The organism is Streptomyces ferrugineus (genome assembly GCF_015160855.1).
GTDB lineage: Bacteria > Actinomycetota > Actinomycetes > Streptomycetales > Streptomycetaceae > Streptomyces > Streptomyces ferrugineus.
This window is the reverse complement of sequence record NZ_CP063373.1, coordinates 3201256-3214428: the sequence shown is the minus strand read 5'-3', so window position 1 is coordinate 3214428 and position 13173 is coordinate 3201256. Positions and strand designations below refer to the sequence as shown.

General features: G+C 70.7%; 12 protein-coding genes and 1 pseudogene. 5 read left to right on the top strand and 8 right to left on the bottom strand.

The annotated features are described in order from the left end of the window. Positions 1-41: 41 nt before the first annotated feature. On the bottom strand, positions 42-2516 hold the full coding sequence (locus IM697_RS14675; RefSeq protein ID WP_194048130.1) for an alpha-L-arabinofuranosidase C-terminal domain-containing protein: 2475 nt from the start codon (positions 2514-2516) through the stop codon (positions 42-44). Between the two features lie 143 nt (positions 2517-2659). Between IM697_RS14675 and IM697_RS14670 the strand changes: the two are divergent. Continuing rightward, positions 2660-3104: pseudogene (locus IM697_RS14670) on the top strand (DUF6314 family protein). Here the strand turns inward: IM697_RS14670 and IM697_RS14665 are convergent. From IM697_RS14665 to IM697_RS14655, 3 genes are all read right to left on the bottom strand, one after another. Next, positions 3086-3679: a histidine phosphatase family protein gene (locus tag IM697_RS14665; protein WP_194048129.1), complete on the bottom strand. Its 594-nt coding sequence runs from the start codon at positions 3677-3679 to the stop codon at positions 3086-3088. The pseudogene IM697_RS14670 and the gene IM697_RS14665 overlap by 19 nt on opposite strands. Before the next feature lie 147 nt (positions 3680-3826). Further along, entirely contained in the window at positions 3827-4264 is a 438-nt protein-coding gene (locus IM697_RS14660) for a GNAT family N-acetyltransferase (RefSeq protein ID WP_194048128.1), read from the bottom strand. Between the two features lie 70 nt (positions 4265-4334). After that, positions 4335-5768 (bottom strand): aminotransferase-like domain-containing protein, encoded by a 1434-nt coding sequence (locus IM697_RS14655; RefSeq protein WP_194048127.1) that lies wholly within the window; start codon positions 5766-5768, stop codon positions 4335-4337. Here IM697_RS14655 and IM697_RS14650 point away from each other — a divergent pair. Continuing rightward, a complete protein-coding gene (locus IM697_RS14650; protein ID WP_194048126.1) occupies positions 5767-6681 on the top strand; it encodes a DMT family transporter in 915 nt (304 codons plus the stop codon). The genes IM697_RS14655 and IM697_RS14650 overlap by 2 nt on opposite strands. A gap of 95 nt (positions 6682-6776) precedes the next feature. Then, the gene (locus IM697_RS14645) at positions 6777-6980 is read left to right on the top strand and encodes a DUF1918 domain-containing protein (RefSeq protein ID WP_194048125.1); all 204 of its coding nucleotides are present in this window, start codon (positions 6777-6779) and stop codon (positions 6978-6980) included. Between the two features lie 12 nt (positions 6981-6992). Here the strand turns inward: IM697_RS14645 and IM697_RS14640 are convergent, their stop codons facing one another. Then, positions 6993-8255, bottom strand: coding sequence for a glycoside hydrolase family 10-like protein (locus tag IM697_RS14640; RefSeq protein ID WP_194048124.1), 1263 nt, complete (start codon positions 8253-8255; stop codon positions 6993-6995). A 197-nt stretch (positions 8256-8452) separates the two neighbouring features. Here IM697_RS14640 and IM697_RS14635 point away from each other — a divergent pair, with 197 nt between their 5' ends. After that, positions 8453-9322, top strand: a complete 870-nt coding sequence (locus tag IM697_RS14635; protein ID WP_322734555.1) for a 3-hydroxybutyryl-CoA dehydrogenase — start codon at positions 8453-8455, stop codon at positions 9320-9322. A 211-nt stretch (positions 9323-9533) separates the two neighbouring features. Further along, the gene (locus IM697_RS14630; RefSeq protein ID WP_194048123.1) at positions 9534-9791 is read left to right on the top strand and encodes a hypothetical protein; all 258 of its coding nucleotides are present in this window, start codon (positions 9534-9536) and stop codon (positions 9789-9791) included. 15 nt (positions 9792-9806) lie between these two features. Here the strand turns inward: IM697_RS14630 and IM697_RS14625 are convergent, their stop codons facing one another. From IM697_RS14625 to IM697_RS14615, 3 genes are all read right to left on the bottom strand, one after another. Then, positions 9807-10352 carry an NUDIX hydrolase gene (locus IM697_RS14625; RefSeq protein WP_194048122.1) on the bottom strand — a complete coding sequence of 182 codons (546 nt, stop codon included), beginning with the start codon at positions 10350-10352 and terminating at the stop codon, positions 9807-9809. 85 nt (positions 10353-10437) lie between these two features. Continuing rightward, positions 10438-11778: an NsdA family TPR-like regulatory protein gene (locus IM697_RS14620; RefSeq protein WP_194048121.1), complete on the bottom strand. Its 1341-nt coding sequence runs from the start codon at positions 11776-11778 to the stop codon at positions 10438-10440. Between the two features lie 202 nt (positions 11779-11980). Beyond that, positions 11981-13024 (bottom strand): PP2C family protein-serine/threonine phosphatase, encoded by a 1044-nt coding sequence (locus IM697_RS14615; RefSeq protein WP_194048120.1) that lies wholly within the window; start codon positions 13022-13024, stop codon positions 11981-11983. Between the last annotated feature and the right edge of the window lie 149 nt (positions 13025-13173).

Genomic DNA, 13173 nt, shown 5'->3' with positions numbered 1-13173 from the left:
GGCCCACCGCCGAAACCTCCCGAGTCCGATCTCCTCGGGAACTACCTCTGCTTGATCCTCAGGAAGGTCACGGAGTTCGCCGGGAAGGTGTAGGTGAACTTCTCGCCGACCCCGGAGAAGGTCGAGGCCGCCGGTGCGACCGGGGTGTCCGTCTCGGTGTTCACGGCGTCCTGGTCGGCGGCCAGGGTGGTGACCCGGGCCCTGGAGGCGACCTTGGCGCCGCCCAGGTCGATCGCGGTGCGGGCCTCGGAGGCCTGGGCGTTGACGACCTTGACGATCAGGTCACCGGTCCTGGCGTCCTCGGTGACGACCTGGCGGAACGGCTCGGCCGGCTTGTCGTCGGTGAAGGTGCCCCACTCCTGGCCGTCCAGGTACAGGGTGACCTGGCGGCCGCGCACCTTGATGTCGATGTCGTAGGCGCGGCCCGTCTCGATGGACCCGGGCTTGGTGAGCAGGGTGCCCTTGCCGCCGTCCACGGCCTGCTCGACGGCGGACTGGGTGTTGTTCCAGCCGCCGAGGTTCCACCAGTAGTAGTTGCCGGTGTCCTTGACCCCGAAGGCGACGAGGAAGCCCTCCTTGCCGGACTTCTTGGTGGCCTTCACATGCAGGTCGTAGTCGTGCCAGGACGGGTCGCCGGCCTGGACCATGGTGTTCTCCGCGGCGGCGTCCGTCTGCACGTACTGGCCGTCCTGGACGCTCCAGCTGCCGGCCCCCGTGTGCGTCCACTTCGAGGCGTCACCGGAGAAGTCGTCGCTCAGCAGCGTCGAGCCGTCGGCGGCCGTGACCTTCACGTCGTCGTACGCGGCGCTGGTCGCCCACGTCGACAGGCCGACGGCACCGGTGATCGGGCCGCTGACGTTCGGCGTGGTGGTCGCCTTCGAGGGGACGACACGGTCGCCGACGTTGTTCATGAACAGCTTCTGGACCTCGTAGTTCGTCGAGTTCCAGGAGGCGCGGTTGTTGAACCAGATCAGGTCCGGGCGCCACTGCACGTAGTCCTCGTTGGCGAGCAGCGGGGCGTACGAGGCGAGCTTGACGACGTCCGCGTTGCGCTCCAGGCCGGTCATGAACGCGGCTTCGGAGAGGCCGTTCTTCCAGGCGTTGCCCTGGGAGGCGTACTCGCCGAGGAAGACCTTCGGGCCGCTGCGGTCGTAGGAGTCGTAGCGGTCGTTGTTCTGCAGGAACCAGTTCGGGCTGTTGTAGTAGTGCTCGTCGACCATGTCGACCTTCGCCTCGCGGTTCAGCTTCCAGGCGGTGTCGAAAGTCGTGCCGGAGTCGTCCGGGCCGGAGTTGGAGACGACCGTGATGTCGGGGTACTTCGCCTCGATCGCGGCGCGGAACCGCTGGAAGCGGGCGAAGAACTCGTTGGGCAGGTTCTCCTCGTTGCCGACCCCGAGGTGGGTGAGGTGGAAGGGCTTGGGGTGGCCCATCCGGGCGCGCAGTTTGCCCCACTTGGAGGTCACCGGGCCGTTGGCGAACTCGATCAGGTCCAGGGTGTCCTGGATGTGCCGCTTGAGCAGCGCCTCGTCGTCGGTGGCCTTGTTCTGGCCGCAGCCGGTCACCAGGGCCGGGACGACGGGCAGCGGCATGGCGCCGATGTCCTCGGAGAAGCGGAAGTACTCGTAGTAGCCGAGGCCGTAACTCTGGTTGTAGCCCCAGAAGTTGGCGTTGGTGGCGCGCTCCTCGACGGGGCCGACGGTGTCCTTCCACTGGTAGGAGCGCTTGCGCTGCCAGCCGGAGGCCTCGCTGTAGTCCTCCATGGAGCCGGTGTTGACCAGGCAGCCGCCGGGGAAGCGCACGAAGCCAGGTTGCAGGGCGGCGATCTTCTCGGCGAGGTCCTTGCGCAGGCCGTTCGGCTGGTTCTTGTAGGTGTCGCGCGGGAACAGCGACACCATGTCGAGGGCCGCCGCGTCGGTGGCGGCGACGGTGAGGCGGCCGCGGTTGCTGGTGCGGGTCGCGGTGAACGTGGCCTCGTACTTGGCCCAGCCGCCCTTGACGGCCACCTGGCGCGCGGTCCCCAGCGCGCCGGCGGCGTCCTTGAGGGTGACGGTCAGGGCGGTGCCGCTCTCCGCGCGGGCCCACACCGAGAAGTCGTACCGCTTGCCCTGCTCGACGCGGATGCCGGTGTTGTAGCCGCCGTTGGTGACGGAGGAACCGGCGCCCAGGGAGAGGTAGTTGCGGTTGCGGTCGTTGAGCCTGCCGGAGTCGTTGACGACCTTGGCCGTGCCGCCGACCGTCCAGGCGGTGAGCGGGGTGTAGGAGCCGTTGTCGGCGGTCGAGTACTCGAAGGACCGGTTCTGCACCAGCTCGGCGTACAGTCCGCCGTCCGCGGCCCGGTTGATGTCCTCGAAGAAGACGCCGTACATCGTGTCGTCGATCTTCGCGCCCTGCGCGGTCGGGTCGACGGTGATCGAGTAGTCGGTGACGTCCTCGGCGTGGGCGGTGGTGGGGATGAGGCTCGCCGCCACCAGGATGGCGGTGGCGGCTGTGCCGTATCTCCAGCGGGTGCGTGACATGGATACTCCGCGGCTCGGTGTTCACAATATCGGCGTTCGAAATATCGGACAGCGATCAGTACGTCGAACGGCAAGATAGGGAGGGGGATTTGGGGCCGTCAACGGGTCGTGCGGAAGCGAAAGTGTCGGAAGAAGTGGATCGGATGGGCGAGTTCTGGCCAGTACCGGACGCGCTGACGTATCTCGCCGGCGCCTGGCGGGCCGAACGGTCCGTGCGGGATCTCGCGAGTGGCCTGGAAGGGCAGTTCTCCGGTACGACGGTTTTCGGCCCCCTGGAGAGCGGGGGGGCTGCTGCACCACGAGTCCGGCAGGTTCGTCTGGCAGGGCATCTCGCGCCCCGCCGAGCGGACGCTGCGGTTTCTGCCGGGGGCCGCACCGGGGGCGGTGGAGGTGTGCTTCGCCGACGGCCGCCCGTTCCACGACCTGGATCTGACGTCCGGCCGGCACGTCGCCGACCACCCCTGCTCGGCGGACCTCTACCGGGGCGAGTTCACCGTCCTGGACGAGGACCACTGGCGGACGGTGTGGCGGGTGCGCGGACCGGCCAAGGACCTGGTCCTCACCACCCACTACGCGCGTGAGGGCTGAGCCGACGCCCCCTCGAAACGGAGGTTCCAGCGGCCCGCGCGGCCGGTGACCGTGGTCGTCGACAGCGGACGTACATCGAGGTTCCAGTACGTCGACGGCGGCGCCTTCAGCGCGTACACCAGCGCCGCGCGGATCACGGACGGCTCGGCCACGGCGACGATACGGCCGCCGTCCTCCACCGGCCGGGTGTCGAGCCAGCCGCCGACGCGGGAGATGAACGCGAGCAGCGACTCGCCGCCGTGCGGGGTGCCGCGCGGATCGGCCAGCCAGGCGTCCACGGCCTCCGGCTCCCGGGCCATCGCCTCGCCGAGGGTCAGCCCACGCCAGCGGCCCATGTCGCAGTCGCGCAGCGCGAGTTGGACCAGCGGGGCGTAGCCCAGGGCGTCGCCGGTCGCGCGGCTGCGCGGGGTCGGCGAGCAGTAGCGCAGCTCGGCCGCGGCCAGTGACACCAGGTCGTGCGCGACGCGCTGCACCTCACCCCAGCCGGCCTGGTCCAGCGGCCGGTCGTCCTCGAAGCGCTCCGCGAGCAGCGGGGAGCTGCGCGCGGCTGCGACGAACGTGACCCGAAGCGACATGCGGTGATGGTGTGACGTGAAAGTGGGCAGGTCAAGAGGCGTTGTGCAGGCGTGACCGAGGGTTCACCTAGCCTTACTGCGGGGTCAGGACCAGGCGGACAAGTCACTGGAAAACGGCTGTTGGACATTCAAGTACAACCGCGGGCGCTACTGGAAGTAGAGCGCCATCCACTGCTCCGGCTTCTCCAGCGGCGCGAACCCGAGCTTCTCGTAGACCCCGTGCGCATCGTGGGTGGCGAGCAGAACCCGCTTGACCCCGTGCGGCCGCAGCCACTCGCGTACGGCCCCGACCAGCGCCGTCCCGATCCCCTTGCCGCGCACCGACGGATCGACGTACACATCGCACAGCCACGCGAAGGTCGCCCGGTCGGTGACGACCCGGGCGTAGGCGACCTGATCCCCCGAAACCGTCTCGTACACCCCGAAGTTCAGCGACCCGTCGATCGCCCGGTCCTGCTTGTCCCGCGCCCGCCCGATCGCCCAGTACGCGTCGCTGGACAGCCACCGGTGCACCCGCTCGCGGTCGACGCGGTCGGGGTCGGTGGAGATCTCGTAGCCCTCGGCGAGGGGCGGGGTGTCGGTCATGCGGCGAGACTCGCAGGGCGAAGGCGCGGGCGTCGAACGGTTTTCGTCCGTGAGCGAGCGCCAGCCCGCCTCACAGCACCTCGTCACAGGCCGCCCGCAGCCGCCATACCCCTTCGGTGATCTCCCCCTCCCCCGCCACGGCCGCGAAGCTCAACCGCAGGTGCCCGGCCGGAGGTTCCGCGCTGAAGTAGGGGCGGCCGGGTGTGATCGCGACGCCCGCGCGCAGGGCGGCGGACACCAGGGCGGACTCGTCGGCCCCGTCGGGCAGCCGCAGCCAGAGGTGGTAGCCGCCGGACGGGATGTGCGGGAGGGCGAGTTCGGGCAGGTGCAGGCGCAGGGCGGAGGTCATGGCGTCGCGGCGGGTCCTCAACGCCGTCGCCACGGTGCGCAGATGGCGCGGCCAGGCGGGCGAGCCGACAAGTTCGAGGGCGGCCTCCTGAAGGGGCCGGGGCACGAAGAAGGTGTCGACGACCTGGATGGCGCGCAGCCGCTCCAGCGCCGGACCCCGAGCGGCGAGCGCGCTCACCCGGAAGCTGGGTGAGGTCGCCTTGGTCAGCGAGCAGACGTGGACGACGACACCGTCGGGGTCGTCGGCGGCCAGCGGGCGCGGCAGCGGCCCCGCGTCCTCGTGCACGAGCCGGCGTACGAAGTCGTCCTCCACCACGAACGCGCCGGCCTCCCGCACGATGCGCAGCACCTCCTCCCGGCGCCCGGAGCGGAGCACGGCGCCCGTGGGGTTCTGCATCAGCGGCTGGCAGACGAAGACCCGCGCACCGCTCGCCCGGAACGCGTCGGCGAGCAGCGCGGGCCTCACCCCCTCCGCGTCCACCGGCACCGGCACCGGCCGCAGGCCGGCCGCGCGGGCGATCGCCAGCATGCCGGGATAGGTGGGCGACTCGACGAGGACGGGCGCGCCCGGCGGGGCGAGCGCGCGCAGCGCGATGGTCAGCGCGGACTGGCCGCCCGCGGTGATCAGGACCTCGGCGGCGGTGATGGCGCCGCCGATGCCCCGGGCGAACCACTCGCGCAGCTCCGGCAGTCCGTCGGTGGGCGGTCGTCCCCAGGCGCCGGGGCGGCGGCCCGCGCGGGAGAGGGCCGCCGCCATCGCCCGCTCGGGCTGGAGCGAGGGGTGCAGATAGCCGCCGCTGAACTCGATCACCCCGGGCGGTGGAGCGGCGAGCGAGACGAGGACCCCGGAGGCGTCCACCGAGCGCGGTACGAGGTCGGCGGCGCCGTCCGCGCTGAGGGCGACTTCCTGCCAGGAGGTGTCACCGACGGGGGCAGTGGCCGTCCGCGGCCGCGCCCGGAACGCCCCGGCGCCGGGGCGGGTGACCACCAGCCCCTCGGCGGCGAGCTGTGCCAGGGCCCGCGAGACGGTCACCGGGCTGACCCGGAACCGTTCGACGAGGGCCCGGCTCGACGGGAGCTTTCCACCTGGCGAGTAGCGGTTGAGCTCCCCTCGTAGCTGTTCCGCCAGATCAGCCACGCTGCTACGCTCTTGCATGAGAACACAGAGTAGCGCTATCGCCTCCAGCGGGATAGCGGTCAGCAGTCGGCCCGGCAGCTCGATCGGCACCCTGCAGGCCGCCCTCGGTGTCGCGGCCTTCTCCCTCACCTTCCCCGCCACCGCCTGGGGGCTGGAGAGCTTCGGCCCCTGGTCGCTGGTCGCCGCGCGCAGTGTGCTCGCCGCCCTCGTCGCGGGCGGCTGTCTGCTCGCGCTGCGGGTTCCGCTGCCTTCCCGGCGCCACTGGGCGGGCCTCGCGGTGGTCGCCGCCGGAGTGGTCCTCGGCTTCCCGCTGCTCACGACGCTCGCCCTGCAGACGTCCACCACCGCGCACGCGGCCGTCGTGGTCGGCCTGCTCCCGCTGACGACCGCTCTGTTCTCCGCGCTGCGGGTCGGCACCCGCCCCTCGCGCACCTTCTGGATCGCGGCCCTGGTCGGCGCCGCCGCGGTGGTCGCCTTCACCGTGCAGCAGAGCGGCGGCGCCCTGACCAGCGCCGACCTCTTTCTGTTCGCGGCGCTCGTGGTGTGCGCCGCCGGTTACACCGAGGGCGGCCGGCTGGCCCGGGTCATGCCGGGCTGGCAGGTGATCGGCTGGGCGCTGGTGCTGTGCCTGCCGATCGGCGTGCCGGCCGCCGCGGTGGCGCTGTCGTACGAGCCCGTGCATCTGACCTGGCACGGGGTGACGGGACTGGTGTGGGTGGCGGCGGGGTCGCAGTTCCTCGGTCTGGTCGTCTGGTACCGGGGCATGGCGGCCATCGGCATCCCGAAGGCCAGCCAGTTGCAGTTGGCCCAGCCCCTGCTCACACTGGTGTGGTCGGTGCTGCTGCTGGGCGAGCACCTGACAGTGGCCGCCCCGCTGACGGCCGCGGCGGTGCTGGTGTGCATCGCCGTGACCCAGCGGGCACGTGGCTGAGCGGGCCCTGACGACCCACTTCCAACCACCGCTCCACGCCGTAGACTCAAGGCCACGGACCGTTGCTCCCGCACCTGGTGAGGAGGCCCAAACAGATGCGTGCAACCGTGGGCGACCAACTTGTCCAGCACGGCAGGGTGGTCGGGCAACACGACAAGGTCGGCGAGATCGTCGAAGTCCTGGGCCAGGAGGGCAATCCCCCGTACCGCGTCCGTTTCGAGGACGGGCACGAGGGCCTGTGCTCCCCCGGCCCCGACACCGAGATCCGCCACAAGGACACTCACGCGTCCGGGCGGTGACCCGGACTCCGATCAGCGCGGGGTAATCGCCGGCTGCCCGTAGTGGTCGGCGACCACCCGCGCCATGGCGCCGATCCGGTCCTCCGCCATGTCCCGCGCGGCGAAGAAGACGTGCCCGCACGCCCCCGGCTGGTCCTTGGCCAGCGCCAGATGCCGGGACAGCTCGGCCTGGTCCTGCCAGGCGGCGGGCTGCGCCGGGTCGCCGGCCTTGTACAGGGCCTCGCCGAGGTAGAGCTGCGTCCTGCTGCCCTGCGCCACCTCCGCCCACCACGGCAGCAGCTTGGCGTAGTCGGCCACGGCGAAGCCGATGTTCCAGTACAGCTGCGGGCAGATGTAGTCGATCCAGCCCTCGCGGACCCACTTGCGGGTGTCCGCGTACAGGTCGTCGTACGTCTGGACGCCGCCCCGGGTGTCGGAGCCGAGCGGGTCGGTGGCGGCGTTGCGCCACACGCCGAACGGGCTGATGCCGAACTGGGTGGTGGGCCTGATCCGCCTGATGCCGGCCGCCATCTCCTGGATCAGCCGGTCGATGTTGTCCCGCCGCCAGTCGGCCCGGTCCGCGAAGTCGGTGCCGTGGGCCTCGTAGGCCGCGTCGTCGTCGAAGTTCTGGCCCGCCACCGGGTACGGGTAGAAGTAGTCGTCGAAGTGGACCGCGTCGACGGGGTACCGCTCCACCGCGTCGAGCATCGCCTGCTGCACGAAGCCGCGGACCTCGGGCAGCCCCGGGTTGTAGTAGAGCTTGCCGCCGTACGCCACCACCCATTCGGGGCGCACCCGGGCGGGGTGGGTCTCGGCCAGCTTGTCGAGGTCGGTGTGGTTGGCGACGCGGTACGGGTTGCACCAGGCGTGCAGCTGAAGGCCGCGGGCGTGTGCCTCCTCGACGGCCGTGCCGAGCGGGTCCCAGCCGGGGTCCTGGCCCTGGGTGCCGCTCAGCACCTGCGACCAGGGCTCGTACGGCGAGGGCCACAGGGCGTCGGCGGTGGGCCGCACCTGGAGGATCACCGTGTTCAGATTGCACTTCGCGGCGTTGTCGAGGTGGGCGATCAGCTCGGCGCGCTGCTCGTCGGCGGTCAGACCCTGCCGGGACGGCCAGTCCCGGTTGGCGACGGTCGCCACCCATACGCCGCGCATCTCCCGGGTCGCCCGCCGCTGATCGCGGTCCGATCCGCTCGCCCTGGCGGAACCGGCCGCCATCGCGCCGCCTGACGCCACGAGTGCCGACAGGGCGGTGGCCGTGAACGCCCGCCGTGACAGCCGTGACTTCCGGTGAAGCATCTTTCTCGTACCTCCGTGTGCCGTGGTCAAGGGCCCCACCCCGGGACAGATCCGAGCGTTCCGGACCGGCCCGGCGTCAGCCTTTCATGCGGTACCCGAACGATCGATCAAGCTTCGCCGAAGGTAACGTGCAGGTTTGGAGCAGGCGCCGGACCACGGCGTTCCTGCCGCAGTCGTGGATCAGCGAAGGGGACGATGTGACCGGCATCTCCGGAGATATTGCACGCGTCGGTGTGGTGGGCTGCGGCCAGATGGGGGCGGGCATCGCCGAGGTGTGCGCCCGCGCCGGGCTGGACGTGAAGGTCGCCGAGACCACCGGCGAGGCCCTGGAGATCGGCCGCACCCGGCTGTACAACTCCCTGGCCAAGGCCGCCGAGCGCGGCAAGATCAGCGAGGAGGAGCGGGACGAGACGCAGGCGCGGCTGTCCTTCACCACCGACCTCGGCGAGTTCGCCGACCGCGATCTGGTGATCGAGGCCGTCGTCGAGAACGAGCAGGTCAAGACCGAGATCTTCCAGGTCCTCGACCACGTCGTGACCCGGCCGGACGCGATCCTGGCCTCCAACACCTCCTCGATCCCGCTGGTGCGGCTGGCGGTCGCCACCTCACGCCCCGACCAGGTCATCGGCATCCACTTCTTCAACCCGGCCCCGGTGCAGAAGCTGGTCGAGCTGATCCCCGCGCTCACCACCTCCGAGGGCACCATCGCCCGCGCCGAGGGCTTCGCCGAGAAGCTGCTGGGCAAGCACGCGATCCGCGCCCAGGACCGGTCCGGCTTCGTGGTGAACGCGCTGCTGATCCCCTACCTCCTCTCCGCGATCCGGATGTTCGAGTCGGGCATCGCCAGCCGCGAGGACATCGACAACGGCATGGAGCTCGGCTGCGCCCACCCGATGGGCCCGCTGAAGCTGTCCGACCTGATCGGCCTGGACACCGTGGCCTCGGTGGCGCAGAGCATGTACGACGAGTTCAAGGAGCCGCTGTACGCCGCTCCCCCGCTGCTGCAGCGCATGGTCGACGCCGGCCGGCTGGGCCGTAAGACCGGCTCCGGCTTCTACACGTACTGATCACTCCTGTACGGCTGATTACAGACGGTCAGATTCCGGCCAAGTACACGGGCCCGGCACCGGAAAGGTGCCGGGCCCGCGTCATTCACACACCGTGTGCACGCCGGGCTCGCATATGCCCCTCGCACACTCTCCCCATGCGTCCACCAGGCGAGTTCACTTTCCCTGCGCATGCCAGGGATTCGAGACGACTACGGAAAGGAGCGGACAAGTGACCGCCGATCCCGAGCATCCCGTCGTGAACGGAGAACTCGCAGAGTTACGACGCCGCCTCGACGTCGCCTACGCCCGCGTGGAGGGCGGGCTGGCTCTGCTCACGCACCGCACCGAGGAGACCGCCAAGGAACTCGACGAGCTGAACACCCGGATCAACACACTCGAACACGCGCGCTGGCCGCTGCCCGCGGTCGCCGCCCTCACCGCCGTGGGTGCCCTCGTCGTGGCGATCTGGCAGGCGGTGGGCCACTAGCCGAGGGACGACGCATCAGGGCAAGACGTCCTGCCCGAGCCTGAGGTGGTGCAGCATCAGTAACGCGGCCGCCATGTTGGCGGCCGGGACCTCCCCACGGGCGACCATGTCGGGGACGAGCTTGAGCGGGACCCACTCCCGGCGGTCCGACTCGAAGTCGTCCACGGGGTGACCGATGAACTCGCCCTCGTCGGACCAGTAGATGTGGTGCCGGGCGTCGGTGAGCCCGTTGGAGGGCTCCACGCTCATGAGGTGGTGCAGGGGTCCCGGCCGCCAGCCGGTCTCCTCCTCGAGCTCCCTGGCGGCCGCGCGGGCTATGTCCTCGCCGTCCTCGACGACGCCAGCCGCGAGTTCCCACCCCCAGCTGTCGGTGATGAAGCGGTGGCGCCACAGGAGGAGGACCTCGTTGGCCTCGTTGACCACGGTGGCCACGGCGACCGGCCGCAACCGGATCAGGAAGTGGTCCAGATGCCGGCCGTCGGGCAGCTCCACGTCTGCCAGGTTGACGGTGAACCAGCGGTTTTCATACACAGTTTGTTCGTTCTGTTTCGTCCACTGCACGGTTCTGCCACCTTCCGTCGAGTAAGTGGCAATATCGCAGCAGTGACTATGAGGTGTCGGTGTTCGAGTACCCGCCCGCACCGGTCTACAGCGGTACGCGCAGCGCCCCGTCGATGAGTTCGGCGGCCTCGGCGGTGCCCGCGCTGCCGCTGCGCACCAGGTGCTCGCGCACCGCCCGGAGTCTGTCGCGCAGGCGCTGGGACTCCATTCCCCGCGCCTGCTCGGCCATCTGCACCGCGGTGGCCACCGCCTTGTCGGCGTTGCCCTGGCGCAGCTCGATGGTGCTGAGCATGCCCAGCCGGTGCACCCGGCCCCGGTCGTGCGCCGGATTGTCGACGGCGGCCGCGGCGTGCTCCCCCGCGGCCGCCAGCTCCCCGAGACTCAGCAGTGCCTCCGCCACCTGGACGTTGACGAGCCCGGGCTGGACATAGCCGGTCTCGTCGGGTTCGTATCCGCGGTGGATGCGTTCGGCGGCCTGCTCGGCACGCCGGATGCAGGACAGCGCGCTCGTGCCGTCGCCGAGATGGGCGTACGCCTTCGCCTGCATCGCGTACAGATCGGAGGCGAGCGCCGGGGTGATGTGCTTGCCGGCGGCCCGCAGCGCGGCCTCCGCGAAGGCGACGGCCTGCCGGAACTCCCGCATGAACAGGGCCTGGTTGACGAGCAGGGCGATCACATACGCGCCCAGCCCTCGATCCCCACTGGCCTTCGCCAGCCGCAGCGCCTGATGGAAGTACCGCTGGGCGAGCCCGTGTGCGTCGGAGTCGTACGCGCAGATCCCCGCGACCGCCACCAACCCGCCCGTGGCCCGGTGCAGTTGACGCCCCGTGGCGTCGGTGTAGCTGCCGCGCAGCAGCGGGGCGGCCTCGGCGTTCAGGAACCCCACGATCCGGGTGCGGGTCGCTATGCCGCCCGCCTTGCGGTACATCTGCTCGTAGTGGGTGCGGGCGGCCCGCAGCATCTCGATGTCGGCCGGGGTGACCCGGTGCCGGCCGCCGCGCGAGACATCGACGTCCTCGGGCGGGTTCTCCCACTCCCACACCGGCATCACGGCCGGCGTGCCCGTGACCGCGGGTGCGCCCAGGATGTGCGGGCGTTGCTGCTCGTCGGAGCGCCACAGGGCGGTGGCCCGCTCGACGAAGCCGGACAGCGAGGTGGTGTGCGTGGAGGAGGGTTCGCCGGGTACGCCGAGACCGATGTCGTCGAGCGTGACGGTACGGTGCAGCCGGACCGCCAGCACCTCGCAGATCAGGTCGGGCACCTGACCGCGTGGCCGCTGCCCCTTCAACCACCGTGCGACGGCGGTGTGTTCGTAGCGCAGGGCGAGCCCGCGCGCCCGCCCCGCCTGGTTCACGTGGGCCGCCAGCCCCGCGTGCGAGATCCCGGCCTCGTCCAGGATCGCGTCGAGCAGTGTGTTGGGCTGCATGTATGCCCCCCGGGTGGCTCGGTGCCGTCAGAGTAGTGCGAACCGCTTCACACGGGGTGTGAACGGAGTGCCCGAATCCGTAGCGTGCGCGCGCTGTTGCGGAGAGTTTCGGGCCGCTTGACTGGAATACCTCGCAAGAGGCCGGCCGGGCCGCCGGCTCCCCCTCGTACAGCGGCGGCCCGGCGCGCTCATCGCCGTTGCGTCAGAGGTGGTTGGTCGGCTGCGGGTTGTGTGTGGTTGCTCGCGCAGTTCCCCGCGCCCCTGGGGCATCGCAGTGAAGCCTCGTTCGATCGTTCCGTAGGACCAGTAGGGCTATGTCGTCCGCCTGCTTCCCCCTTGTGTGGCGAACGAGCGCCGCGAAGAGGGTGCGAACGATCGCCTGAGGCGTGATCGGTTCGTTTCGTACGGCTCCGGCGAGCGCCGCCTGCAGGGCGAAGAACCGGCCCCTCGCGTCCCTCGCGTCCTCGACGCCGTCCGTGTACAGCACCAGGGAGTCGCCGGGGAGCAGGGTGCCGCAGGGCAGCGGGGTCAGGTCGGTCGGGAGGGGGAACGGGCCGAGGGGTGGGAGGGGGTCGGTGCGGGCGAGGGGTCGTACGGTCGTGCCGGTCAGCAGGTACGGCCAGGGGTGACCGCAGTTGAGGGCGGTGATCTCGCCGTCCCGGCCGATCTCCAGGAGCAGTACGGTGACGAACTCCTCGGAGACCGGGTCGTCGCACGTCCGCTCGCGCAGCTGCCGGTCCAGGGCCCGGTCCAGTCTGCGCAGCACCCGGCCCAGGTCGGGTTCGTCATGGACGGCCTCCCGGAAGCTGCCGAGGACGGCGGCGACCGTGCCGATGGCGGCGATGCCGTGGCCGCGTACGTCGCCCATGACCGCCCGTACGCCGTGCTCGGTGGCGACGACCTCGTACAGGTCACCGCCGACACGGGCGCCGCGATCCGCGGAGTGCTGGGCGGCGGCGACGTTCAGCCCGTCGATGCGCGGCGGCAGCGGCCGCAGCAGCGCGCTCTGCGCGGCGCCGGCGACCTCGCGGACCTGTCGGAGCTCCCGCACCAGGGCCTGCCGGACGTGCAGGATCAGGCCGGTTCCCACGGCGAAGAAGACGGCGCTCGTGACGACCCGGGCGCCGAGGCTGTCCTGCTGGGCCAGCGGACAGGCCAACTTGTACGTGATCGCCATCGCACCCCAGGCGGTGGGCAGCCCCATCGCGATCACCTTGCGGGGAACCCGAGCCTTGATGCGGAACATGCCGATGGCCCCCCAATAGGCCCTGACAACGCAGAATCGGACCGGCCTCGAAAGGCCGGTCCGATTCTGTCGAGAGATAGTCCGGAAGTACCAGATCACCCCGAGAAGTCACCCTATCGAGTGAGGTGACCGCAACGCCCTGACAAGGC

Excerpts from the sequence above, each read along its gene's own strand:
- IM697_RS14665 (WP_194048129.1), bottom strand. The coding sequence starts at position 3,679 with ATGTCGCTTCGGGTCACGTTCGTCGCAGCCGCGCGCAGCTCCCCGCTG.
- IM697_RS14650 (WP_194048126.1), top strand. The coding sequence starts at position 5,767 with ATGAGAACACAGAGTAGCGCTATCGCCTCCAGCGGGATAGCGGTCAGC.
- IM697_RS14655 (WP_194048127.1), bottom strand. The coding sequence starts at position 5,768 with ATGCAAGAGCGTAGCAGCGTGGCTGATCTGGCGGAACAGCTACGAGGG.
- IM697_RS14645 (WP_194048125.1), top strand. The coding sequence starts at position 6,777 with ATGCGTGCAACCGTGGGCGACCAACTTGTCCAGCACGGCAGGGTGGTC.
- IM697_RS14640 (WP_194048124.1), bottom strand. The coding sequence starts at position 8,255 with ATGCTTCACCGGAAGTCACGGCTGTCACGGCGGGCGTTCACGGCCACC.
- IM697_RS14615 (WP_194048120.1), bottom strand. The coding sequence starts at position 13,024 with ATGTTCCGCATCAAGGCTCGGGTTCCCCGCAAGGTGATCGCGATGGGG.
- IM697_RS14620 (WP_194048121.1), bottom strand. The coding sequence starts at position 11,778 with ATGCAGCCCAACACACTGCTCGACGCGATCCTGGACGAGGCCGGGATC.
- IM697_RS14660 (WP_194048128.1), bottom strand. The coding sequence starts at position 4,264 with ATGACCGACACCCCGCCCCTCGCCGAGGGCTACGAGATCTCCACCGAC.
- IM697_RS14675 (WP_194048130.1), bottom strand. The coding sequence starts at position 2,516 with ATGTCACGCACCCGCTGGAGATACGGCACAGCCGCCACCGCCATCCTG.